The organism is Corallococcus praedator, assembly GCF_003612125.1.
In the GTDB taxonomy this organism is placed as follows: Bacteria; Myxococcota; Myxococcia; order Myxococcales; family Myxococcaceae; genus Corallococcus; species Corallococcus praedator.
The window spans coordinates 1-23278 of sequence record NZ_RAWI01000124.1 but is presented as its reverse complement, the minus strand read 5'-3'; the positions used below and the strand labels follow the sequence as shown (position 1 = coordinate 23278).

The 23278-nt window shown below is 71.3% G+C and carries 18 protein-coding genes; 7 read left to right on the top strand and 11 right to left on the bottom strand.

Annotation, left to right across the window (positions count from 1 at the left end; all coding sequences use genetic code 11):
* Positions 1–127: 127 nt before the first annotated feature.
* On the bottom strand, positions 128–760 hold the full coding sequence (locus tag D7Y13_RS17865) for a hypothetical protein (RefSeq protein ID WP_120583883.1): 633 nt from the start codon (positions 758–760) through the stop codon (positions 128–130).
* On the bottom strand, positions 757–2112 hold the full coding sequence (locus tag D7Y13_RS17860; protein WP_120583884.1) for a WD40/YVTN/BNR-like repeat-containing protein: 1356 nt from the start codon (positions 2110–2112) through the stop codon (positions 757–759). The genes D7Y13_RS17865 and D7Y13_RS17860 overlap by 4 nt, the downstream gene beginning before the upstream one ends.
* Positions 2113–2423: 311 nt before the next feature.
* Here D7Y13_RS17860 and zigA point away from each other — a divergent pair, with 311 nt between their 5' ends.
* A complete protein-coding gene (gene zigA, locus D7Y13_RS17855; RefSeq protein WP_120583885.1) occupies positions 2424–3668 on the top strand; it encodes a zinc metallochaperone GTPase ZigA in 1245 nt (414 codons plus the stop codon).
* A 16-nt stretch (positions 3669–3684) separates the two neighbouring features.
* On the opposite strand, the gene D7Y13_RS17850 is transcribed toward zigA, so the two are convergent.
* Positions 3685–4404 carry a hypothetical protein gene (locus D7Y13_RS17850; protein WP_147444310.1) on the bottom strand — a complete coding sequence of 240 codons (720 nt, stop codon included), beginning with the start codon at positions 4402–4404 and terminating at the stop codon, positions 3685–3687.
* Between the two features lie 326 nt (positions 4405–4730).
* On the opposite strand from D7Y13_RS17850, the gene D7Y13_RS17845 reads away from it, so the two are divergent.
* Positions 4731–5900, top strand: a complete 1170-nt coding sequence (locus D7Y13_RS17845) for a cyclic nucleotide-binding domain-containing protein (protein ID WP_120583886.1) — start codon at positions 4731–4733, stop codon at positions 5898–5900.
* Between the two features lie 111 nt (positions 5901–6011).
* Positions 6012–7184, top strand: a complete 1173-nt coding sequence (locus D7Y13_RS17840; RefSeq protein WP_120536112.1) for a cyclic nucleotide-binding domain-containing protein — start codon at positions 6012–6014, stop codon at positions 7182–7184.
* Between the two features lie 4 nt (positions 7185–7188).
* Here D7Y13_RS17840 and D7Y13_RS17835 read toward each other — a convergent pair whose 3' ends face one another.
* The 3 genes from D7Y13_RS17835 to D7Y13_RS17825 all read right to left on the bottom strand — a co-directional run bounded on the left by D7Y13_RS17835 (position 7189) and on the right by D7Y13_RS17825 (position 12685).
* Entirely contained in the window at positions 7189–8481 is a 1293-nt protein-coding gene (locus D7Y13_RS17835; RefSeq protein ID WP_120583893.1) for a YecA family protein, read from the bottom strand.
* Positions 8482–8565: 84 nt separating this feature from the next.
* Complete coding sequence (locus D7Y13_RS17830; protein WP_120536110.1) at positions 8566–9756, bottom strand: OmpP1/FadL family transporter; 1191 nt, start codon at positions 9754–9756, stop codon at positions 8566–8568.
* 28 nt (positions 9757–9784) lie between these two features.
* Entirely contained in the window at positions 9785–12685 is a 2901-nt protein-coding gene (locus D7Y13_RS17825) for an alpha/beta hydrolase (RefSeq protein WP_120583887.1), read from the bottom strand.
* Positions 12686–12886: 201 nt separating this feature from the next.
* On the opposite strand from D7Y13_RS17825, the gene D7Y13_RS17820 reads away from it, so the two are divergent.
* The 3 genes from D7Y13_RS17820 to D7Y13_RS17810 all read left to right on the top strand — a co-directional run bounded on the left by D7Y13_RS17820 (position 12887) and on the right by D7Y13_RS17810 (position 14861).
* Positions 12887–13426 carry a hypothetical protein gene (locus tag D7Y13_RS17820; protein WP_199732784.1) on the top strand — a complete coding sequence of 180 codons (540 nt, stop codon included), beginning with the start codon at positions 12887–12889 and terminating at the stop codon, positions 13424–13426.
* A 107-nt stretch (positions 13427–13533) separates the two neighbouring features.
* Complete coding sequence (locus tag D7Y13_RS17815; protein ID WP_120536119.1) at positions 13534–13842, top strand: CBS domain-containing protein; 309 nt, start codon at positions 13534–13536, stop codon at positions 13840–13842.
* A 296-nt stretch (positions 13843–14138) separates the two neighbouring features.
* Complete coding sequence (locus D7Y13_RS17810) at positions 14139–14861, top strand: nucleotidyltransferase family protein (RefSeq protein ID WP_120583888.1); 723 nt, start codon at positions 14139–14141, stop codon at positions 14859–14861.
* 67 nt (positions 14862–14928) lie between these two features.
* On the opposite strand, the gene D7Y13_RS17805 is transcribed toward D7Y13_RS17810, so the two are convergent.
* The 4 genes from D7Y13_RS17805 to D7Y13_RS17785 form a co-directional block, all read right to left on the bottom strand.
* A complete protein-coding gene (locus tag D7Y13_RS17805; RefSeq protein ID WP_233595583.1) occupies positions 14929–15822 on the bottom strand; it encodes a porin family protein in 894 nt (297 codons plus the stop codon).
* 139 nt (positions 15823–15961) lie between these two features.
* Positions 15962–16840, bottom strand: a complete 879-nt coding sequence (locus D7Y13_RS17800) for a hypothetical protein (RefSeq protein WP_120583889.1) — start codon at positions 16838–16840, stop codon at positions 15962–15964.
* 99 nt (positions 16841–16939) lie between these two features.
* Positions 16940–17806: an OmpA/MotB family protein gene (locus D7Y13_RS48025; RefSeq protein WP_233595584.1), complete on the bottom strand. Its 867-nt coding sequence runs from the start codon at positions 17804–17806 to the stop codon at positions 16940–16942.
* Positions 17807–17875: 69 nt separating this feature from the next.
* Positions 17876–20473 (bottom strand): sensor histidine kinase, encoded by a 2598-nt coding sequence (locus D7Y13_RS17785; protein WP_120583890.1) that lies wholly within the window; start codon positions 20471–20473, stop codon positions 17876–17878.
* A gap of 200 nt (positions 20474–20673) precedes the next feature.
* On the opposite strand from D7Y13_RS17785, the gene D7Y13_RS17780 reads away from it, so the two are divergent.
* Positions 20674–21522, top strand: coding sequence for an HAD family hydrolase (locus D7Y13_RS17780; protein ID WP_120583891.1), 849 nt, complete (start codon positions 20674–20676; stop codon positions 21520–21522).
* 119 nt (positions 21523–21641) lie between these two features.
* Here the strand turns inward: D7Y13_RS17780 and atpA are convergent, their stop codons facing one another.
* The gene (gene atpA, locus D7Y13_RS17775; RefSeq protein WP_120537807.1) at positions 21642–23189 is read right to left on the bottom strand and encodes a F0F1 ATP synthase subunit alpha; all 1548 of its coding nucleotides are present in this window, start codon (positions 23187–23189) and stop codon (positions 21642–21644) included.
* Positions 23190–23278 lie beyond the last annotated feature (89 nt).

Below are 23278 nucleotides of genomic sequence, written 5' to 3'. Positions count from 1 at the left end.
AGATGTGTATAATAGACAGGGGTGGGATCCGCGTACGTCAGCGCGGGCACCTCCAGCGTGCCCTCCGCCTTCGTCCCGCCGCTGTCGCACGCCGCCAGCGCCAACGCGCAAAGCCAGACGGCGCGCCTCACCGGACGCCCGCCACGCCGAAGGACACCGGAGCCGCCAGCGTGTACGGACCCTCCGTGATGCGGTTCTGCACCAGGTACGCGCTCAGCACCTGCACCGACAGCGCCTGCCCCGCCGCGTCGCGGAGCGTCCGCCAGGAGCCGTCATCCAGTTGCCACTGCAACTCCGACGTCAACAGTTCCACCGGGCACTGACGCCCCGGCACCTGCACCTTCACCCAGTACAGGTCGCCCGTGTACGGGGGCAGGTGCGCCTCCGCGGTGGGGAGCACCTGGTTGCCCAGCCACGCGAGCACCGAGCGTCCCGTGTCGCGAGGCCGCGCCACCGGAGCCGGCCCGCCGCGCGAAGGTCGCTGCAACGACGCGCGCAGGGGGGACGTCCATTGCCACAGCGGCGCGGCGTCGGTGGACAGGTACGTCTGGTGGGCCTCGGGCGACACGATGGTCACCGCGCGCGAGCTGTCCTGGGCCTTGTTCTGGGCATCCACCAGCGTGCGCCACGCTTCGTCCGTGGCCCCACCGGCGTACAGCGGCTCGCCACACTCGGGCGTGACTTCGTCGTCGCCGGAGCAGGCCGTCAGGCCGAGCAGCGCGACGGCGGCGGTGCTCCACAGCAGGGAGGGCGTCTTCATGGTCGGGAGTCCTCGCGCCGCCGGCCGCGGCGCCACAGGGGAAGCAGGAAGAGGAACGGCAGCAACGTGGTCGCGGGCGCGGCGGCGCAGCCCGACTTGGGGGGCGGCTTGGGCTCTTCACCGTCGGGAGACGTGCCCGCATCGGAAGGAGGCACCACACCCGCATCGACCGTGGACGTGCCTGCGTCGGGCACGCCCGCGTCGGGGATGCCATCCGGGTAGAGCGGCGCGCCAATCGTCTCCGCGAGCTGGGGCCAGCGCGACGGGCACAGGTCCCGCACGGGCGTGCCGGCCGGACACTGGTGGCTGCCCTGGATGTTCTCCAGGCTGAAGAGGGGCTCCCAGGTGGTGCCGTCGTCGTGGCTGCGCGCCAGCGACCAGTCATGGAGCCACGGCGAGCCGCAGCCGTAGAGGACCTCGCCCACGCGCGTGACGCAGGCGTTGCCGGTGGGCAGGGTGAGCTTGTCGAAGGCCCCTCCCGCCTGACTGCGGAAGAAGGAGTTGTAGGTGGACACCCACGCGGTGCCGCCATCGGAGGAGACGTCCATGTTGACGAACACGTCGTCGATGCCGCTGCCCGAGCGCGCGGTGAAGGTGCGCCCGCCGTCCGTGCTGTGGAGGATGTGCGTGGAGCCCTGCGCGGACACTCGCGCCCAGACGCCCTTCGCGTCCACGGGGTCCGTCGCCGTCACCACGAAGTCGAACGGACGCACCAGCTCCGGGAACGTCTGGGTCGCCTCCTCCCACGTCTCGCCCGCGTCGTCGCTGCGGAACAGGTACATGCGCGTGGTGTCGGACGCGGACACGTAGAGCGTGCTCGGGTTGGCGGTGGACACCCGCACCGCGGAGAAGAGGATGCCCGCGCGTTGCAGCGGCAGGGCGCGCCACGTCTCCCCGCCATCGTCGGAACGGAACAGGCCATTCGTCGCGGACGTGGAGCGGCCCGTGGCCGTGTACATCACCGCGTCGTCGGTGGGGTGCACGGCGAGCCCCGTCACCCAGGTGTCCTTGAAGGAAGGGTGCGCGGACCACGAACACGCGCCATCCTTCGAGCGCAGGAGCGCGTTGCCGGTGGCCGCGAGCAGCTCACCCGACCCGCGCCAGACGAAGGACTCCGGGCGCCAGCCGCCATACCCCATGGCATCCGGACACACCCACCGCCACGTCTGCCCGCTGTCGCGCGAGATGACCGCGCCGAACGTGGCCCCCACGAAGTAGTCCTCCGGGTGCCCGCGCCGCAGCGTGACGTTGGACGTCTCCGGCAGGCCCGCGTGCGCCCAGGCCGTGCCCGAGCCCAACAGGACGGCCACCGCCGCCGCACCCCATCCCCCCGTGATTCGTGGCTTCTTCATCGCGACGCTCCGGGGTTGGACCCCATGTGCCCCCACGATATCGCCCAGCCCGGCCCTGCATAGCGACGCTTGCGATTTGAACGCTACCACACCGCGTCCCGCCTCCCCGCGCGGAGGGCAGGCGACCGGAGTCCTCCCCCGGAACCCCAAGGACGCCCAGGGCCCGTCAGGGTGACGGAGGCACGATGCACTTGTTTTGTTAATGCAACTTGATTACTAAAACTCCAGTCCCTTCCTGCCTGGAGTCCCGTCATGCCGAAGTGCCACCGCCTCCCCCTCGTGTTCCGCAGGCCCTTCGTGGAGGGCGGGCCGTGACGAAGCCGCAGGACGCGCGGCTGCCGGTGACGGTGCTGTCGGGGTTCCTGGGGGCGGGGAAGACGACGCTGCTCAACCACGTCCTGAACAACCGCGAGGGCCTGCGGGTGGCGGTCATCGTCAACGACATGAGCGAGGTGAACATCGACGTGAAGCTGGTGAAGGGCGGCGCCGCGCTCAGCCGCGTGGAGGAGAAGCTGGTGGAGCTGTCCAACGGCTGCATCTGCTGCACGCTGCGCGAGGACCTGCTCCAGGAGGTGGCGCGGCTGGCGGAGGCGAAGCGCTTCGACTACCTGCTGATTGAGTCCACCGGCATCTCCGAACCGCTGCCCGTCGCGGAGACCTTCACCTTCGAGGACGCGGAGGGCCAGAGCCTGTCGGCGCTGGCGCGCCTGGACACGATGGTGACGGTGGTGGACGCGTTCAACTTCCTGCGGGACTGGGAGGCGTCGGAGGGGCTGGCCGAGCGCGGGTTGGCGCTGGCGGAGGAGGATGAGCGCACGGTGGTGGACCTGCTGGTGGAGCAGGTGGAGTTCGCGGACGTGCTGGTGCTGAACAAGACGGACCTGGTGGACGCGGAAGGGCTGGGGCGGTTGCAGGACGTGCTGCGCCGGCTGAACCCGCAGGCGCGCATCGTGTTGTCGGAGCGGGGCCGGGTGCCGCTGGCGTCGGTGCTGGACACGCGCCTGTTCGACTTCGAGCGCGCGAGCCGCGCCCCGGGCTGGCTCCAGGAGCTGCGCGGCGAACACGTGCCGGAGAGCGACGAATACGGCATCAAGAGCTTCGTCTTCCGCAGCCGCGTGCCGCTGCACCCGAAGCGCTTCTGGGACTTCGTGCACGGGAGCTGGAAGGGCGTGCTGCGCAGCAAGGGGTTCTTCTGGCTGGCGACGCGCATGGACATCACCGGCCTGTGGGCGCAGGCGGGAGGCGCGTGCGGTTTCGAACCCGCGGGCATCTGGTGGTCCGCGATGCCGCGCGAACAATGGCCCGACGAGCCGGAGCAGCGCGCGGAGCTGGAGCGCGACGTGGCGGCCGGGCCGTACGGGGACCGGCGCCAGGAGGTCGTGTTCATCACGCGTGACGCGGACCACGAAGCGCTGGCGAAGGCGCTGGAGCGCTGCCTGCTCACCCCCTCGGAGCTGGCGAAGGGGCCAAAGGCCTGGGCCCGGATGCGCGACCCCTTCCCGGAGTGGCGCGTGGCGTCGTCGGAAGAAGATGTCCCCGAACAGCACGCCGGATGAGCGACCGTGCTGGGACTCAGGGCTCGGTGAAGGTGACGGTGGTGATGCCCGTATTCGTCGCGAGCCCCGAGGGTTGCATGCAGCCGGCCAGCGTCGTCGTCAGCGACACCGACGTGGAGAAGCTCACCGCCTGGCCCTGATGGCGGCCGGCCTTGACGGTCCCCTTGGAGGTGAGCACCCGCAGGTCGCCTTCGACGGTGGCCTCCGCGTCCTTCAGCTCCAGCACGGAGGACTCCCCGTTGGACCAGGCCACCGTCGCCGCCTTCGGGCCCTCCGGCTTCGTGAGGCAGGTCGCGCCCTTCAAGGCCCGCGCTTCCACGGACACGGTCTTCATCACGACGCCGTCGCTGATGGGACAGGCGATGAACAGGAGCTTCCCCCGAGCGGAGGAGTCCTGGGGCGTGACCAGCAACAGCCCGGGCGTATGGAGCTGGGTGCTGACGCCGGAGCAGACCACCCGGGGCCCCTGGGTCAGGGTCTCGGCGGCCTTCTGCCATTCGGGTGGGAAGTCCGCCTGCATCAGGGCCTCTTCTCCCCACACCGCGTCCTCCGCCACGGCGGTCTCGGCCGTGGCCGGCGCGGCGGGCTCGGCCTGGACGGGGGCGGGGGCAGGCGGCGGCGCCTCCGGCTCGGCGGCTCCGACGCGCCCCGCCGCGAGCATCAGCAGGCAGCACCACCGCGCGGCGGGGAATTCCAATGCATTAAGAGAACGGAAGGCGACGGGGAGTGACTTCATCTGGGAAGACACCTTGGGTAGGGGCCCTGGGGCAAGGCGCACCGAAGGTGGGGAATCCCTTTCGCCCGGGAAAGCGGCCCCAAAGTGCCGTGTTTCATCGCATGGCCTTCCCAACCTCTCAGGTTCGGATGGCCTCCGTGCGTCACCGGGTGCCCCGGAAACAGTGCCAGTGTTCGGTGCGAACCCAGGTGTTCAACGCCTGCCTTTGTTACCGGTGATGGCTGGCTTTCCCTGTTTCAGGATGCTACGGAGATGGGGTCCCGGACACCGGCGTGACACCCCTTTTCCGCCGGGTGTCCGGGAGGAACGACAAGGCCGTGACTCCAATGGATTCGAACCTGATCGACGTGGGTGGGGGACCCGGTTCCAGTGTCACCCGGAGGGTGTGGGCGCGGGTGATGCAGGGCGCGGTCGAGGACGCGGTGCGCGCGTACGAGGCGATGGCGGCGGGGCACCGGGAGCGGGTGTTGGAGGAGGCGTTGGTGGTGCCCGCGGCGACGCGCGAGACGCTGGTGGAGGTGTTGCGTCAGGCGCGTGATTACACCGGCGCGGCGCGGCTGCTGGAGTCCGACGGTGACGACCGTGCGGCGGCGCCCATGTACGAGCAGGCGGGAGCACCGCTGCTGGCGGCGGAGGCCTGGCTGCGGGTGGGGGAGCAGGCCCGCGCGGCGGCGGCCTTCGAGCGGGCGGGTTCGCTGGAGCAGGCGCTGGCGTTGTACCAGGCACTGGGCGCGCGCGAGTCGTTGGCGCATTTGCTGGGGCGCATGAACCGACCGATGGAGGCCGCGGAGGTGTTCCACATGCTGGGCAACACGCATGCGGAGCTGGAGATGTTGCGAGCGGTCCCCACGGACGACGCCCAGCGCCCGGAGGCGGTGCTGCGGATGAGCTCGCTGCTGGACGCCGAGGGCGCGACGTGGCGCGCGCTGGTGTTGCTGGCGGACGGCCTCAAGCACGCGACGGGCGCGGGGGCGGTGATGCTCCAGGCGGAGCAGTCCCGGCTGTTGCGGCAGATGGGGCTCGCGTCGCCGCCGGAGGGGGCCGTCGCGGCGGAGAAGGCGCCGCCGGTGGTGGATGGCTATGGCTATCTGAAAGCCATTCCCATCTTCGATGGTCTGTCATTGGAAGACATGCGCGACCTGTACCGGCTGGCGCGGCCGGTGCTGGTGCCGGCGGGGACGACGGTGCTGGAGAAGGGCGCGAAGGGCGGAGGGCTGGTGGTGCTGCTGGAGGGCATGGTGAGCGTGTCCACCGGCCCGGGCCCGGAAGCGCGCCAGCTCAACATGCTGGGGCCGGGCGCGTTCCTGGGAGAGATTTCGCTCATCCTCGACGGGCCGGTGTCCGCGCACGTGCGGGCGCACACGGTGGTGCGCGCGCTGCGGGTGACCCGGACGGACTTCCAGTACTTCCTGGAGACGCACGAGGCCGCGGCCCTGCGCATCTTCCGCCTCTTCACGCAGAGCCTGGCGGAGCGGGTGCGGGCGCTGAGCAGCTGAAGTCATTCCTGACGTGACAAGGGGCCCCCCTCCTGGGTGGTGTCCAGTGACATCCTTCTGGGACCTCCGGGGGCGTGCGCGCGCCACGCTCCTGGGTTACAGAGGGCCCTCATGGTGGACACCCCACACGCGCGGTCCTTGAAGGCGCAGGCGGCGGCCCTGGCCGCGCAGGGGCAGTTGGAAGCGGCGCTGGCCGGCTACCAGGAAGTCCTGCGCGCCGCCCCGGGTGACCCGGAAGGTCACCAGCGCGTGGCCGAACTGCTGGAGTGGCTGGAGCGGACCCCCGAGGCCGCCCGCGCCTACGACGACGCGGCGCTCGCCTGGACCCAGGCCGGGGACCTGCTCCGCGCGGTGGCCGCCACCGTGCTCTCGCGGGGGCTCCGGGGCGCCCGACCCCAGACGGTGCGGACCCTGGCGGAGCGCTTCGCCCTGGCGCCCGGAGCTCCGGCCCCGTCCCTTGCCCTGGTCACCGAAGGCACGGACCCGGGCGTGCCCATCCTGTCGTGGGTGGGGCGCGAGTCCTTCGTGGCGCTCGTGGAGGCGCTGGAGGTGCGCGCCTTCTGGCCGGGCCAGAAGGTGGTGGAGGAGGGCGCGGCGGGCGATTCGATGTTCGCGCTGGTGGAGGGTCGGGCGGAGGTGGCGCGGCGGGTGGAAGGCAACGCGCGCCAGGTCGTGGCCACGCTGGGGCCGGGCCAGTTCTTCGGCGAGGTGGCGCTGGTGTCGGAAGGGCCCAGGCTCGCCAGCGTGGAGGTGATGGAGCGCTCCGTGCTGCTGGAGTTCAAGCGCGATCACCTGGCCCGCGTCATCCCCGCGCACCCGGAGGTGGACGTCGCGGTGCAGGCGTTCTACCGGCGCCGGCTGGTGGAGAACCTGCTGCGCACCAGCCCCCTGTTCAACAAGTTGTCCCCCGAACTCAAGCTCACCATGTCGCGCGAGTTCGACCTGCGCGCCATCCCCGCGGGACAGGTGCTGCTCACGCAGGGCCAGCCCGGGGACGCCTTCTACCTGCTGCTGCGCGGCCAGTGCCTGCCGTCGCTGGAGCAGCCGTCGGGCCGCACCGTGGCGCTGCCGGAGCTGCGCGAGGGAGACGTGTTCGGTGAAATCTCCCTGCTGCTGGACAAGCCCGTGTCCGCGACAGTGCGCACGCGGACGGACTGCGTGGTGCTGCGCCTGGAGCGCGCCGCGTTCGAGCGGCACCTGCTCAGCCAGCCCGGCCTCAAGGGCCTGCTGATGCGCATGGGCACGGAGCGCCTTCAGCAGACCGCGAAGGCGCTCTTCATCTAGCCCTCTAGCCTTCCGCGTCCAGCTTCACCGGGTGCTCGCGCAGCCAGTCCTGCGCGCGGCGGATGCGCTCGGCGCCTCCCGCGCGGCCCTCCTTCTCCAGCAACTGCCGGTAGGGCTCCAGTTGCTCCGGCGTCCACGCGGGCAGGGCCTTCAGGTCCGCGAGCGCCACCATCTCCTCCGCGCTCCGTCCCCGCGCCTCCTGCCGCGCGGTGAGCAGCGCCGCCAGCACCAGCCGCGCCGGCTCCGCCTCGAAGGCGATGGCCGCGTCGGTGAGCCACTCGCGCGTGGGCTCATCCGCGGCGGCGTCCTTCGCCCCCGCACGCAGCCGCTCCAGCATCCCTTCGAGGAAGTCCGGATCCACCGCGACCTTCACCGCGCGCAGGAGCGCCGCGATGACCTCCCGCCGGCCCTGCGCGTCCCCGGGCGGGGACTTCATCGCGCGCAGGGGCTCCCACAGCGAACAGGTGAGCCACAGCTCCTCTTCGGGCGAGAAGACGGACGGCGTGGCCGGGTCGCGCAGCTTCGCCTCCACCCGCTGCGCGCGCTCCTTCGCCTCGCGGGAGATGCGCTCCACCAGCGCGGGGTCCGCCTGTACGTGCTTCACCAGTGCGTCCAGTTCGCCGGCCTCCGCCTTGCGCAGGGCCTCCGCCGCTTCGGGCGTGAGGGCCTCCGGCTCCATGCCGGCGATGAGCGCTTCGTACTTGCGCACCACCTCCGCGTGCTTCTGGCTCCACTCGCGGAACTGCACGTCGAACACCACGTCCAGCACCGGGTTGTCCTCCGGGCGCACCCGGCCCGTCTTCTTCGCCGCCGTGGCCAGCAGCGCGCCCACGCTCAGCGCCCGCCGCTCCTCCGACGTGCGCCCGCTCCGGGCCGCCTGCGCGAGCAGCCCCGCGCCCAGCTTCTCCTGGAAGCTCCGCGTGCCCAGCTCCCGCACCACGCCCACGCGCAGCCGGTTTCGGGCCTCCATGGCGTCCAGGCCCTCTTCCGCCGCGAGCTTCGCCAGCGCCTGGCCCACGTGCTCGCTGAAGGCCTTCTCGTCGTAGCGCAGCCCCGGCTGGGGGCCCGCCCCGGCGAGCAGCACGCCCAGGTGCTCCAGGGCACCGGACAGGCGGGACACGTCCGCGTCACCCAGCAGGGCCATGGCGGCCTCCAGGTCCTGCTTCAGCGGATGGGCGGGGGCGGCGGAAGGAGGCGGCGCGGCTTTCGCGCGGTCCTCGGCGGCATGACAGGCCTTGTACTTCTTCCCGCTGCCACAGGGGCACGGGTCGTTGCGGCCGGGCTTGGAAGGGCTCACGGCCGGCACCGTAAGCGAAACGCCCGGGCCCTTCCACGAGGGAAGGGTCCGGGCGTCCGGTGCTTCAGGACTGTCGGTTGCCGACTACTGGGGCGAGAAGCCCAGCGTCAGGCCGAACACGTGCGCGGAGCCGGAGTACGTCCCGGGGATGCCCGGAGCGCTGCTCTCCTTGTCCGCCAGCGCGACGAACTGGTAGCCCAGGTCCGCGCGGAAGGGATTGAACGCATAGCCCACGCCCAGCGTGGCCTTGATGCGGTTCGCGTCCGGCAGGTCCGGCGTCAGCGTGGCGTTGGGGCTGGGCGACGGGTCGTACACGAAGCCCGCGCGCACCTGGAGCGCTTCCGTGACGCCGTACTCCGCGCCCAGGGCGTACTTCCACTTGGCGTGCCAGCGCTTGGGCAGCGGGTTGTCGATGGACGAGTCCTCGAAGCGGATGGCCAGCTCCGCGAAGCTGGACCAGTCCACCCAGCTCGCGTCGAAGGCCAGGTTCAGCCGGTCGATGGGCGAGTACGACAGGCCCGCCGTCACGGTGGACGGCAGCACCACGTCCGCCCGCGCGCTCTGGTCGCGCAGGCGGCTCTGGAACTCCACCGGGATGTTCTGGAAGTCCGCCTTGCCGTTGAACTCGATCTGGATGGCGCTGCGGTAGTGCAGGCCGAACTTCAGGTTCTCCAGCACCAGGGCCTGCACGCCGACGTTGAAGCCGGAGCCCCAGTCCGCGCCGCCCAGGTGGATGCTGCCCTCGCTGTTGACGAAGTCCAGGCCGCGCGTGAGCTCGATGGTGGCCCGCGCGATGTCCAGACCCACACCGAAGCGGAAGCGCTCGTGGAGCTCATACGCGATGGTGGGGTTGATGTAGTACGTGGCCAGCGACGACTCGTTGCCGCGGAAGCGGCCGCTGAAGCCGTCTTCCCAGCGGCTGCGCGCGCCGAAGGGCGTGTACACGCCCACGCCGACCGCCAGCTTCTCGAAGGGCTTGTACGCGACGAAGAAGTGGGGCGGAGGCGACAGGGTCGTCTTCTGCCCTTCCTGCTCGCCGCCCACCCGCTGGAACGTGATGGACGGGAGGATGCCGGTGTCACCGAGGGTGATGTCCAGCTTCTTCACGCCGATGATGTTGGCCGCGTTGTAGTAGATGGCGCTGGAGTCATCCAGCCCGGCCGTGGCGGTGCCGCCCATGCCAGTGGCCCGCGCGCTGTGGGTGTCGATCTGGAAGCCCGCGGCCTGGCTCGTACCAGCCGCCAGCATCGCCACGAGGGAGAGTGTCTTTTTCATGAGTGTGTGAGTCCTCTCTCAGGGTGCGTTACGGCTGGGCCGCGACGGTGCCGGACTGCAGGAACGAGACGACCTGGTCCTGGGCCGTCGGGTCGAAGGCCAGGAAGCTGTGGTTCGCGGCCGACGCGGGGAACATGTACGTGGCCACCGTGCGCGGAGCCTTGGCGCGGTTCGCCGAGGCGATGAGCGCCGCCGTCGCCGTGTTCGGGATGACCTGGTCGTCCTTGATGGACTGGATGAGGGTGCGGTGGACGTTCGCGTCCGTGCCCGCCGCCGCCGTGTTGTCCAGGCCGTAGGCGTAGTTGCGCGGATCCGCCGGGTCCAGGATGGTGCCCGCCAGGCTGATGAACGTGTCGAACGCCGGGATGCCCGGGACGATGCCCGCGGTGCCCAGCTGCCCGAGGAACGCGTCCTTCACCGGCGCGAAGGCCGGCGACGTCAGCAGGATGCCCGTCAGGTTGCCGCCCGCGGCGTTGAGCACCGAGCGGTTCACGCGCGGCGACGTGCTGGTGATGAGCGTGCCCAGGATGCCGCCGAGGCTCTGGCCCACGTACTCCACCTGGGTGGCGTCCAGCTTGGAGTCGCCCAGGAGGGTGGCCAGCTCGGGGCTGGACAGCACGCGCTGGAACTGCGCGAAGTCCACCACCGAGTGGCGGAAGTTGTCGCGCGTGGCGAACAGGTTGCCCGGGTTCAGCATGTTCCAGCCGGAGATCTCCGGAGCGCCCGTGCTGGCGCTGAGCTTGAAGCTGCCGCCCTCGCACTTGTTGTCCGCCATGCAGCGGCCCTGGGAGTGCACGGCCGAGCAGAAGAAGTCCGCGGGCAGGGTGCCGCGGGAGGCGTCGTCGCAGCTCTGGCGCGTGGCGTCGGTGCGCGCCACGCAGCGCCCGTAGGAGGACTTGGAGACGTCCGTCTCGCAGCGCTGGTTGGTGGAGTCGGCGCACGCGCTGTCGTCGCTCGTGGAGCCCGCGAACGACCCGGCGGAGCCCACGCAGCTGCTGCGCTCACCGTGGAAGACGGTGTCCATCGCGGCGACCGCGTAGCCGGCGCCGGCCAGCTTGTTGGCCAGGTAGATGACCGTGCCGCGGCTGCTCTTCAGGCCGTGACCGAACACCACCACCGGGTAGCCCGAGGCGGGCGCGGCGGCGGCGGGCAGGAACAGCATGAACGGGTAGCGGGTGGGACGCACTTCCTGGGGGTTCGGGTTCAGCGTGCCGCTGGGGCCCGTGAGCAGGAACGGCGTGTTGGCCTGCACCTCGTAGATGTTGCCAATCTGGTCCGTGGCGAGCCCGCGGCCGGCCATCGTCGCCTTGATGGGCGTGGTGATGGGCGCCAGGTAGTTCGGCGCGTTCGGGTACGAGACGGCCGTGGGCAGCGCGTGGAGCTGGCTGAGCACCGACGTGGTGCTCTGGGTGGTGAACGACCAGCCCAGGGCGACCTTCGAGCGCGGCAGGCCCGCCGCGGCCAGACCGTCGAAGTACGGCTTGTAGGCCGCGCGCACGGGCTCCAGCGCCTGCGCGAGCGAGTCCGGCACGGAGGAGATCTGGCTCTTGCCGTTGGCGAACACGGGGTTCGCCAGACGCATCAGCGCGAACGCCGTGGCCGGGGCGACCTTGCGACCCTGGGTGTCCATCAGGTCCGTGGTCAGCACCGCGCCGTACTGCGTGGCGCCATCCAGCGGCGCCTTCGGGACGATCTGCAGCTGCTGGGGCACGGGCGCGACGCCCGCTGCGCCGACGCTGGTGCCGCAGTCACCGGTGTTGTTCACCAGGCAGACCGCCACGTCCGGGGCCGTGCCGGTGGTCGTGTTGGACAGCTTGAGGAACTTCACGCCCGCCGCGAGCGAGGCCGGATCCACCTTGGGGGCCGGGCCGTCCGAGGCGTCGCGGAACTGCGTGCCGTCCAGCACGCCCTGCGCATCGCCGTTCTCCGACACGATGGCGCCCGTGGTGGAGAAGCCGTCCAGGGTGTTGAGGCCCTGGAACAGCTGCTTCTGCAGGCCGTCCTGCGCGGGGACGGGGAAGTTCAGGTGCGCGGGCGCCGTGGCGGTGGCCGGAGCGCGCAGCAGGTCGTTGGGGAAGGGGATGATGGTGGGCAGCCGCGCGTTGGCCGCCAGGTTGATGGTGGCCTCCGGCTGGTCGAGGATGGTGAAGGTCCACAGCAGGACCACGTCCTCGCGCTTGAAGCCCTTCTTCACCAGGCCTTCGATGAGCGGCGCGTAGCCCCGGCGCAGCTGCTCCAACTGCACCGCGCTGGCGGTCTGGTCGGCCAGGCGCTTGGCGGGGTCCGTCTCCGTGGAGGGGATGATCTCCGTGGCGGGCGCGCAGTCCGGCGCGGTGAGGTCCTCGCAGGTGACCAGCGGATTCACGGAGCTGGCGAAGGCCCACGTGGCCGACCCGATGATGGGGTTGCCGCCGGTGGTCTTCAGGCCGTTCTCACCGCCGATGAGCGCCACCGCGTAGCGGCCGCCCTTCGGCCACGCCGGCAGACCGGTGTTCTGGTCGACGGGCGGGATGAGGCTGATGAGGTCCGTCGTCTCGTTGTACGCGATGGTCGGCGTGACCGGCTTGGTCGCGATGGGCGTGCCGGCCTTCAGGTCGATGAAGATGACCGTCTGCGCGCTCATCGAGCGCGGATCCAGGTCCTGCACCTTGGTGGTCGCGATCGCGGACGTCGGGAAGCCGTTGAGCGAGTTCAGGTAGTCGCGCGTGAACTCCTGCTCCGCGGCGGACGCCAGCGGATTGATGGGCGCGTTCACCAGCTTCGTGGCCCGATTGATGGCCAGGTCGTTGGGGGACGGCACGACGGCGGGAGAGCCCGTGGGATCGAACTCCGCCAGGCCAACGTTCGTATTCGGAGCGTCCTGCGCGATCTCGGGCGTGCAGGCAACAGCTCCCAGGGCCATGGCCCCAAGGAACAGCGATTTCTTCATGGTGGGATTCCCCTCCAGCCAAGGTGTACTGCTGGAAACACAGCAGTGAGTAGCACGCCCTCTGTCCGTCACAAAGTGACAGGGATTGACGCGATGAGTCAGCTATGGGGTGGCGTTGCCTGCGTGCGAGTGGACGTCTCGCGCGGTGCGTGCGGGATGAGAGGCGTGACGCGCGCGTGAACGCGGTTACGCTCGCGCCCCATGAGACGACTGCTGGCTGTGTTGGTGATGACCGTGGCGTTGGGCGCGAGCGCGGAGGAGGCCGGAGGCCTGACGTGGAGTGCGCCCGCGGAGTGGACCGTCCAGCCCGCGCGGCCGATGCGCGCGGCGACCTACAAGGTGCCGGCGGCGAAGGGAGACGCGGAGGACGCGGAGCTGGCTGTCTTCTATTTCGGCGCGGGGCAGGGCGGCGCGGTGGACGCGAACGTGCAGCGCTGGGTGTCGCAATTCCAGAAGCCCGACGGCAAGCCGGTGGATCCGGCCAAGGACGCGAAGACGAAGCAGGAGAAGGTGAACGGGATGCCCGTCACCACGGTGGAGGTGAAGGGCACGTACGCGGGCGGTGGCCCGATGATGGGACCGTCCGCGCCCAAGCCGGGCTTCAAGCTGCGCGGCGCCATCGTGGAGGGGCCGGAGGGCGCGCTCTTCTACAAGCTCACCGGGCCGGAGAAGACGGTGAACGCGGCGGAGAAGCACTTCCGCAAGCTGGTGGAGTCGGTGAAGCCGGTGGGCAAGAAGTAGGGGCGGATCCGGGCTCGCCTGGATGCTTCTGGGCTTCGGCAAGCGGATTGCTAAGGCCCTCCGGTACACGGCGCCCGAACGCCGAGCACCGGAGGCCTCACGTGTCCATGTGCCGCAGCCCTGAGTTCCTGACCTTCGTTTCCCGCGCCCTCACGCTGTTCCCCGAGGACACCGTCCTGGGTGCGCTCCAGCAGATGTACCGGCACGGCGTGCAGGTGTTGCCCGTGGTGGAGGGCCGTGGCGGCGACCTCTTGGGCGAGGTCACCGAGGACGAGCTGCACCGCGTGGCGCGTCGCCGTCCGCTGGCGCGGCTGGCTGAAATTCTGACCGTCAAGGCGCTGGCCGCGCCGGAAGAAACGACCGCCGAGCCCGTGGCCCCGCTGCGGCTGGCGGCGTCGAGCGGCTGGCTGCACTGAAGGGCGCTCGCTTCGCCTCCTCGCGTGGCCCAAGGGGGCCTTCCAGGGAGGGGCGGGCAGGGCAACGTCCCCGGCGCCGTGTCACTCGCACTCCAGGGAGGGGAAGCCCCGGAGGCCGGACACCTGACCGATGGTGGACACCTGCCCTTGCGCAAAGGGGCGACAGCCAACACCTCCCCGTGTGACTGGCGGCTGTCTGACGACTCGTACTGGCGGGCGGGCTGCAATCCCGGAAGGAGGTCAACAGCCTGTTAGCGGTGCTCACGGCTTTCCGCCGCGGGCGGAGGAGGCGGGTCATGAAGGCAGTGGCGATCATCCTGGCGGCGGGGAAATCCCAGGAGAAGATGCCTCACCCCAAAGCGAACATCGAGCATGAGGGGGGCAAGAGCTTCCTTCAGTCGCTGGCGTCCACCTTTGTCAAGGCGGGGTGTGGGGTGTTGGGCGTGGTGGGCAGCGATGCCGCGGCGGTGCGTGAACAGCACCCGTCCCTGATGCTCGTGACCAACGAGCACTGGGAGCGCAGCCTGCTGGCGTCGGTGAAGGTCGGGCTGGAGGCGGCGCTCCAGGAGGCCCGGGGGGCAGACCCCGAGAACGCCGTCGTGGTGATGGTGCATCCGGTGGACATGCCCGCGCTGCGCGTCAACACGGTCAAGACCCTGCTCAAGGAGATGGAGCGCGGGGACATGAAGGGGGCCGCGGCCCTGCGGCCGGAGTACGACAGCGCGGTGGGCTGGCCGGTGGTGCTCTCCCAGGGGGCGGCGGAGAAGCTGCTCCAGGCGGAGGGCGAGGACCTGGAGACGGCGCTCAAGGCGTTCAACCCGCGCCGGCTGAGCGTGAAGGACCCGGGCGTCATCGTGAACATCAACACGCCGGGGGCCTATGAGCGGGTCTTCGGCAAGCCGCCCGTGCTGGCGCCTCCACCCAAGCGGCGCGGCACCCTCAAGCGTTCGGGCGCCGCCAACGGCACCGGGGCGGAGACCGCGTCCCCGACCTCCTACGCGGCGTCGCCGGAGGAATAGGCGGGCAGTGCGCCTCCCGGGGTTCGCGAACGGCGAGACCCCGGGAGTCTTTTCAGCCTTTCAGCCTTCAGAACGAAAGGCCCAGACCCAGGTAGGGGCCGGAGAAGGCGTCCTCGTGCACGACGCCATCCAGGTGGCCTGCGTCGTTGAGGTACAGCGTGCGCCAGCCGCCGCGCAGGTTGAGGGCGCCCAGGTGCAGCGCGAGCCCGGCCTGCGCGTCCACCTGGCGGTGCGGGAAGGGCACCACCTGGATGCGCGCCTCCACGTCCAGGGGTGACGGCCCGATGCACGCCTCCAGCGAGGCGGCGAGGCTGGGGCCCACGAAGATGACGTCCGGGGCGTGCGCGCTGGCGATGCCGCCCTCGATGCGGAAGCGGCCGCGCTCGCTGGACCAGAGGGACGCGGTCAGGTGCGCGTCCAACAGCGTGAGCCGGTCCACGTCCTGCGAGCCGTCGTCCGCCGACAGCGCGATGCCGGTGACGCGCGCGTCCATGCCCAGCCGCTGGCCGTCCAGGGCCATGAAGAGGCCCAGCGCGCCGCCCGTCTCGCCGAACATGTCGCCCTGCACGTTCAGCCGCACCATGGGGGGCATCGCCGCCGCGCGCACGCCCGGGCGGACGTTGGTCACGCGCGCCCCGTGGTAGGCGGAGGGGCGGCTCAGGAAGAGGAACTCGAACCAGGACAGACGCGCGCGGCTGGGGCGCACGCTCGCGCGCACCGGGGCGTCGGAGGGCCGGCCGGCCGGGCTGGCGCGGTGCGCGGACCCATCATCCCGGGAGTCCTTGTCCTTGTTGGAGTCGGAGGGCTTCGAGGAGGAGCCCGGCTTCGAGCGCTTGCCGAAGCGGGCCTCGGCGGGCGCCGCCCCCAACAGGACACCGACAGCGAGCGCTGCACTCAGCATCTTCCAGAAGCCCACGGCGAACCCCTCCTCTTCACCGGCCCACGGGATGGGCCACGGCATCTGGACGCCTGCTCGCCCGGAATATTCAACCGCCATCACCCTCCTGGACACCAGGGCCCCCGGGGTGGGGGTGCGTGTCGGGAAGAGGGCATGTGCGCCTCCGGACACCGGGCGGCCCCCGGGCGCCTGCTTCGCGACCCTAGAAGGCGAAGCCCGCGCCGGCGTAGGGGCCGGTGAAGCGGTCCACGTGCGCGACGCCGTCCACCTTGCCCGCGTCGTCCAGGATGAGCCCGCGCCAGCCCGCGCGCATCACGAAGGCGCCCAGGTGCACCGCCAGGCCCGCGCTCGCGTCCAGCTGCCGGTAGGGGGTGGGCGTGCCCTGCACGCGCACCTCCAGGTCCAGCGGGCCCACGAGGCAGGCCTCCAGGGAGGTGGCGAGGCTGGGCCCCGCGAAGAAGATGTCCGGCGCGTTGGCGAAGCTGAAGCCGGCCTCCGCGCGCCACCGCAGCCGGTCCGTGGACAGGGCGGCCCAGGTGACGTGCAACGACACCAGGTTGATGACGTCCGTGCCCGCGGTGCCGTCGTCGGTGGGCAGCGTCAGCTTCGTGCCCTGGAGGGCGACGCCCAGCGCGCTGCCCTCCATGCCGAGGAAGACGTCCCCGGAGGTGCCGCCGCCCATGGCGCCCAGGTTGAGGCCCATGCGCACGTCGATGGGCGGGGAGGGCGGACGCGGGGGGAGGCTCCGGACCGCGACGGCCGCCAGCTCCTCCGACTCGCTGGCGGAGATGGCCGCGTGGCCGTAGAGGCGCTCCGAGTAGGAGGGGCCCGAGGAGTAGGACGGCTCCGACGGCGTGACGCAGCAGTCGTCGTCATCGTCGTCCTCGGGCGGCGTGTACGAGGAGGCCTCGTGCGTGGGCCTCGGCTTGATGGGGCTCGCCTCGTGGACCCGGGAGTCCTTGTCGTCGTCCTTGCTGGAGGTGTCCGCGGACTTCTTGCCGAAGCGGGCCTCGGCGGCGGGAGCGGCCAGCAGGAGGCCGACGACCAGTCCGGCGCACAGCGTGGGGCGCGAGGCAGACACAGGAAGCTCCAGGGTAGGGAAAGGGCACGGGCCCTCTGTTCCCCCGACGACGCGACGCGCGCGTCTATTCAAACCGCGCGCGCGATTCGCGGGGGTGCTTCAGCGGCGGGCCATCTTCTTGGCCTTGGCCTTCGCGACGCGCTTCACGGGCCGCTGGGGCGGTTCGGTGCGCGCCACGGCCACGCTCTCCGGCGTCACCGGCGTGGGGGACAGCCGCAGCGTGACGCGACGGTTGAGGGCGCGGTTGGGGGGGCTGTCCGCGGGAACCCTCGGGCGGTACGCGGCGTGGCCGGTGGCGCTCAGGCGCGCCGGGGCCAGCTTCTCGCGCTCGCCCAGGTGGCGCACCACGCTGACGGCTCGCGCGGCGGACAGCTCCCACGCGGTGGTCGCGGGAGCGCCGGGCGCGGTGGGAAGCACCTCGTCCGTGTGGGCCTCCACCGCCACGCGGTGGTCGGCGAGCGCGCCCTGGAACACGCCCACGGACTGCTTCAACAGGCGGGCGCCTTCGGGGGTGAGCTGCGTGCTGGCGGGCGCGAAGAGCAGCCGCTCGGACACCTCCATGCGCAGGGCGTCGTCCTCCAGGTCCAGGGTCACGTCCCCGGCGGCGAGCGCGTCCTTCAGCGCCGAGCCCAGCGTCGCGAGCGCCGCCTCGCGCCGCGTGTGCTGCTCCTCCGCGCTGCGGGCCTGGAGCAGGGCCGCGGCGCCGCCCCACTCCGCGGTCTGCTGCTGGCGCTCCAGCGCGCGCAGCCGGCGCTCCATGGCCTGCCGCAGCGTCTGCAATTGCGCGACGTGCGCTTCGGATTCAGTGGCCTCGCGCTCCAGTTGCGCGCTCCGGGCCTCCAGCGCCTGGAGCGAGCGCGAGCCCATCCACGCGCCCCCGGAGGCCACCGCCACCCCGACGGCGAGCAGCCCCCAGGGCAGCCACCGCCAGCGTCCACGCGCTGCTTCGGTCCGGACGTCGTCCATGCCCCCAAGGGTAATTGCGCCCCCGGGGTGGGCGGCAAGGTGGGCACCGTGCGACACCCCCTGGCCGCCTCAGTCCTGGGACGCTCCGGACGGTTTCTTCCACCGGGGCAGGTACAGCACGAAGCGCGAGCCGGGCCCGCCCTCCGGAGGCGGCTCCACGTACAGGTCGCCTCCGTGCGCGCGGGCGAGCTGGCGGGAGATGTAGAGGCCCAGGCCCATGCTGGCGCGCGCGTGCTTGCCGGTGGCCCGGGCGAAGCGCTCGAAGATGCGCTCGCGCGACTCCGGGGGGATGCCGGGGCCCCAATCCCTGACGGCGATGAGGGCCCGGTCCGCGTCGCGCTCCACGTACAGCTCCACCGGGAGGCCCGGGGCGTACTTCATCGCGTTGGTGAGCAGGTTCATCAGCACCTGCTCCACGCGGGGCCGGTCCGCCATGGCCACCACGGGCGCGTCCGCGTGCACCACCGCCACGCAGCCCGCGGTGGCCAGCGCCTCCTCCATCCGCGCCACCAACGCGTGCACCAGCGAGGACAGCTCCACCGCGCCCAGCTCCAGCGACATCTGCCCGGTGCCCAGCCGCGCCACGTCGAACAGGTGCGCCACCAGCCGCGTCAGCCGGTCCGCCTGCCGCAGGGCCCCCGCGAGTCCCTGGCCCAGCCGCTCCGCCTCCGCCGACGGCTGCTTGTCCAGCGTGCGCTGCAGGGACGCAAGCTGCAGGTGCAGCGCGGACAGGGGCGTGCGCAACTCGTGCGTCGCCACCGCCACGAACTCGTCGCGCGCGGCGACGGCCTGCTCCGCCTGCCGGTACAGCCGCGCGTTGTCCACCGCGAGCGCGGCGCGCCACGCCAGGTCCTCCAGCGACGCCAGGTCGCGCGTGTTGAAGCGCCGCGTGGGCGAACACGACGCGGCGCTGATGAGCCCCAGCGTGCGCCCGCGCGCCATCAGCGGGACGACCATCACCGAGCGCGGCTTCAACTTCTCCAGGATGTCCCGGTGCTCGTCGTCGAGCGCGAAGTTCCGCAGCGCGTGTTCGTCCACCTCCGCCACCAGCGCCGAGCGGCCCGTCTCCAGCACCCGGCGCAGCGTCGTGTCTGCTCCGGGCGGGGGCGCGAACGCCATCGACCTCTCCAACTGGACCTGGAGGTCTTCATTCCGGGCCTGGCGCTCCACGCGCTCCAGGTGCTCGCCGTCCTCGGCCAGCATGTCCACCAGGCAGTAGTCCGCCAGCTGCGCCACCACCAGCTCCGCCACGTTGCGCACCGTGGTGCGCCAGTCCAGCGATGTGGCCAGCCGCGTGGTCGCGTCCGTGAGGAAGCGCAGGTGCTTCTCCATGCGGCGCTGCTCGGTGACCTCGCGCACGATGCCGCCCACGCCTAGCAGCTCCGCGCCGGCGCGCACGGGGAAGTACGTGGCCAGGAAGGTGCGCGGCTCCGGGCCCGCCACGTACTCCACCGGGTCGTCCATCACGGCCTCCTCCGTCGCCAGCACGCGGCCGAGCAGGTCCTCGATGGGCGCGCCCGCTTCGCCCATCAGCTCGCGGGGCGTGCGGCCCAGGTGCCGCTCCATGGGGATGCCGTTGTTCTCCGCGACGACGCTGTTGACCCGCATGTAGCGCAGGCCCCGGTTCACGAAGCCCATGCCCACCGGCGAGGCGGCGAAGAAGGCCTCCAGCAGCGCGGCGGTCGCGTCGCGCTCGCGCAGGGCACTTCGCGCCTCGCGGTACAGCCGGGCGCTCTCCACCGCCAGCGCGGCCCGGCGCGCGAACTCCGTGGCGTACGCCAGGTCCCGCCGGGTGTAGCGGCGCGCGGGGGACGCGGAGACCAGGTTGATGAGGCCGAAGCGGCGCTCGCCCACCGCCAGGGGCAGCAGCATGGTGGAGCGCGGCTCCAGCGCTTCCATCACGCGCCGGTGCTCCGGCGAGCGCGCCAGCAGGTCCAGGAACTCGCCGGTGATGTCGGACACCAGCACGGGCCGGCCCTGCGCGAACACGCGGGCCAGCGGCGTGTCCGAGCCGGACTCCGGCGGGAAGGGCATGAGCTGGTCGAGCAGGGCCTGCTTGCGCGGATCCTTCGCGGTGACGACCAGCCGGTGCAGCTCTTCGTCGGTGTCCAGCACGTCCACCATGCAGTAGTCGGCCCACTCCAGCGTGGCCAGCCGCGCCACGGCCTTGAGCGTCGTCTCCCAGTCCAGCGATTCGGCGAGGAGGCGGCTCGCCTCGCTGACGAAGAACTCCGCGCGCTCGGTGGCCTTGCGCTCGGTGATGTCCACGTTGACGTTCACCGCGCCCAGCATGTCGCCGTCCTCCGTGTAGAGGGGCGCGGAGGAGTTGAGGATGGTGCGCCGGGCGCCGCCGCTGCCGACGATGTCCACCTCCTCGTTGGAGATGGTCTTTCGCGTGCGCAGCGTGCGCGCCGTGGCCCACTCCTCTCCGCGCAGCCGCCGGCCGTTGGCGGGCCAGTACGCCTCGAAGAGGCCGTAGCGCTCCAGGCCCATCTCCTCCAGGGCGCGGGTGCCCCACAGCGCGCTCGCCGCGGCGTTGGCCGCGAGCAGGCGTCCGCCCGTGTCCACGATGATCACCCCCACGGGCAGCAGTTGCAGCACCGTGCGCAGCCATTCATGCCGCACGGGTGTGGACTCTCCCAGAAAGGTGCCGGTCGGCTCGGACATGGGCGCGGAGCCCCCTTCCCCCGCGGGAGGTTCTAGGGTGGGAGTCCGAGCGGCCCTGGACCACCCGACCCGGGTACGAGCCGGCTTTCCGGGAGTTGGCACGCGTCTGCGCCCCCAGGCAGGGCAGGGGGCTTGATTCGCGGCGGCCGACGGGGCGTCATTCGGGGCTTTCCTCACGGCCGTGCTTCAAGGACAGGTGGATGGCGATTGCGTGCGTGGTGCTGGATTTCGATGGAACCTTCACGGATGTGCTGGCGGAGGGCGCGCCCTTCCTGACGCACTTCCAGCAGGCGCTGTACCGGGTGCTGGGGCAGGACGCGACCGCCGCCTGGGATGAAGAGGTGGCCGCGCTGCATGAGGGCGTGGACCAGTACGGCTGGGAGGTCGCGGGCCGCATCGTGGCGCCGGCCACGGCGGACCCCTACCTGACGGCCACGTGCACCGCGCACCGGCTGCTCCAGCGCTTCGGCAAGGGGCAGGACGAGCCCACGCGCACGGACACGGTGCAGACGCTGTACCGCGACGCGTACCGGCACTCGGCCACGGCCTTCAAGGAGGAGGCGAAGGAGGTGCTGGAGGCGCTGCTGGCCACGGGCCTGCCCATCAACGTGGTGACCAACGCGCACACGGAGCTGGTGGAGGCGAAGCTCACCCGGCTGGCGCCCCGGGGCCGCGAGCGGCTGACGGTGTTCGGCGACGCGCGCAAGTTCACGCTGGAGGACGCGGAGCCGAAGGACGCGCGCTTCGACGCGCTGCCCGAAGCGCTGAAGCTGGACGGCGTGCTGGGCCGGCCGGTGTACCTGCGGCGCGGGCGCTACTTCGCCGCGCTCAAGCGCATCTGGGACGCCACCCACACCGGCCCGGAGTCCACGCTGGTCGCGGGCGACATCTACGAGCTGGACCTGGCGATGCCCGCCGCGCTGGGCGCGCACGTGCAGCTGGTGGAGCGCGCCAACGTGCTGCCCTACGAGCGCGCGGCGGTGGAGCGCCTGGGCACGCGCGGCGGCGTGGACAAGAGCCTGCGCGCCATCCTGCCCCGGCTGCGCTGACGTCCCCGCGAGAGGGGGGCTCCGGAGCCTCCGCGGGCCAACGAAAAGCCCCGCCTCCCCGTGAGGGAGGGCGGGGCCGTCCGCACTGCACCGCGCGTGGGGCGCGAAAAGCGTGAAGGCTAGACCTTGGCGCCAGCGGTCGGCTGGAACATGTCGTTGAACTCGGCGAGCGCCTTGTTGATGGCCGCCTTGATGTCGCCGGTCAGCTCGCGCTTGGAGACGAGGTCCTGGACGATGTTCGGGTACTTGCCGTCCACGAACTCCAGCATCTCCTTCATCCAGCGGACCACGTCCGTCACCGGCACCTGGCGGATCCACCCGCGCTTGCCCGCGTCGTCCTTGTTCGTCGCCGCGTAGATCTGGATGACCTGACGCTCGACGGACAGGGGCTCGTACTGGCCCTGCTTGAGCAGCTCCACCATGCGGGCGCCGCGCGCCAGCGTCTCCTGCGTCGCCTTGTCCAGGTCGGAGCCGAACTGGGAGAAGGCGGCCAGCTCGCGGTACTGCGCGAGCTCCAGCTTCATGGAGCCTGCCACCTGCTTCATCGCCTTGATCTGCGCCGCGGAACCGACGCGCGACACGGAGAGGCCCACGTTGATGGCCGGGCGGACGCCGGCGAAGAACAGGTCCGTCTCCAGGAAGATCTGCCCGTCGGTGATGGAGATGACGTTCGTCGGGATGTAGGCGGACACGTCACCGGCCTGCGTCTCGATGATGGGCAGCGCCGTGAGGGAGCCCGCGCCCTCCTCGTCGGACAGCTTCGCGGCGCGCTCCAGCAGGCGGCTGTGGATGTAGAACACGTCGCCCGGGTACGCCTCGCGGCCCGGCGGGCGGCGCAGGAGCAGGGAGAGCTGGCGGTACGCCACGGCCTGCTTGGACAGGTCGTCGTACACGATGAGGCCGTGCATCTTGTTGTCGCGGAAGTACTCGCCGATGGCGACGCCCGCGTACGGGGCGAAGTACTGCATGGGCGCCGGGTCGGACGCGTTCGCCGCGACGACCGTGGTGTACTCCATGGCGCCGTAGCGGTTGAGCTTCTCCACCACCTGCGCGACGGTGGACTGCTTCTGCCCGATGGCGACGTAGATGCAGTAAACGCCCAGGCCCTTCTGGTTGATGATGGCGTCGATGGCGACGGCCGTCTTGCCCGTCTGGCGGTCACCGATGATGAGCTCGCGCTGACCCCGGCCCACCGGGACGAGCGCGTCCAGCGCCTTGATGCCCGTCTGCAGGGGCTCGTGCACGGACTTGCGCTTCACGATGCCGGGCGCCTTCACCTCCAGGCGGCGGTGCTCCGTGGCCTCGATGGGGCCCTTGCCGTCCACCGGAGCGCCCAGGGCGTTCACCACGCGGCCCAGCAGGCCCTTGCCCACCGGCACGGAGGCGATCTGCCCGGTGCGCTTCACCACGTCGCCTTCGCGGATGTCCTTGAACTCACCCATGATGGCGATACCGACGTTGTCCTCTTCCAGGTTGAGGACCAGGCCCTGCACGCCGTTGGCGAACTCCACCAGCTCGCCCGCCAGCGCACCCTCCAGGCCGTACACGCGGGCGATACCGTCGCCCACGGACAGCACGGTGCCGGTCTCGGCGACGGTGACCTTCTTGCCGTAGTCCTTGATCTGCTCCCGGATGATTCTGCTGATCTCGTCGGCGCGGATTTCCATGAGCGTCTTGCGTCCTTGCGGAGGGGGCGGCCGGAAACGGGGAGGGCCGCCACGAATCTTGATGTACCGGGTGGCCCCCTATCACGCTC